Source organism: Parabacteroides sp. AM58-2XD, assembly GCF_003463685.1.
Classification (GTDB): Bacteria; Bacteroidota; Bacteroidia; order Bacteroidales; family Tannerellaceae; genus Parabacteroides; species Parabacteroides segnis.
The window spans coordinates 1-835 of record NZ_QSDP01000252.1 but is presented as its reverse complement, the minus strand read 5'-3'; the positions used below and the strand labels follow the sequence as shown (position 1 = coordinate 835).

Below are 835 nucleotides of genomic sequence, written 5' to 3'. Positions count from 1 at the left end.
TCAAGCAAATAATACCAAAAAGTTATATTCTTGCACTAAAGAACATAGCTAGACAAAAAGCATATTCTTGCACTAAAGAACATAGCTAGACAAAAAGCATATCAAAACAGCTAGATGAAGCACTAAATATTCTACATCAGGGAGATCTATTGCTCGAACATTAAATGATACAAGTGTATTTGTTAGCATATATAATACTTTGGGGAATATATATTGCCTAATGGGGGATTATGAAAAAGCAGAAGATAATCTTCTAAAATCAGCATCTTTAGATACGAATAGTCTAAACAATAACTATCTAGCATTGACACAAATGTATTTAAATGTAGCTAATTATGAAAAAGCAGAAGATAATCTTCTAAAATCAGCATCTTTAGATACGAATAGTCTAAACAATAACTATCTAGCATTGACACAAATGTATTTAAATGTAGCTAATTTAGACAAGGCTAATTATTATCTAAATAAAGTCGATTCCAATGATAATAAATACAAAGGTACAATTGCATATTACAAATATCTATATGAAAAAGAGAGAAAGAATTACATGTCTGCACTAGAGAATTACGAGATATGGAATGATACATATATTGACGAAACTATGAAAAAAAAGGAAGAGAACATTCTTGAACTCGAAAAGAAATATGATCAAGCCATAAATGAAACAAAATTACAAGAGTTGAAAATATCTCGTCTTGTGTATATTGTAATACTATGTCTTTCGCTCATTTGTTTATTTATCCTTCATACCCTTTTCCGAAATCATAAAAAAAAGATGAATAATAAAATTATTTCTTTAGAAGAAAAAATCAATTCCATTAACAAAGAATTAGAT

Annotated in this window: 1 protein-coding gene; it reads left to right on the top strand. The window is 27.7% G+C overall.

What is annotated here, in order from left to right:
• Positions 1-220 precede the first annotated feature (220 nt).
• Positions 221-835 (top strand): hypothetical protein (locus DXA15_RS25125; RefSeq protein WP_147349114.1); only part of this gene is annotated, 615 nt, incomplete at its 3' end.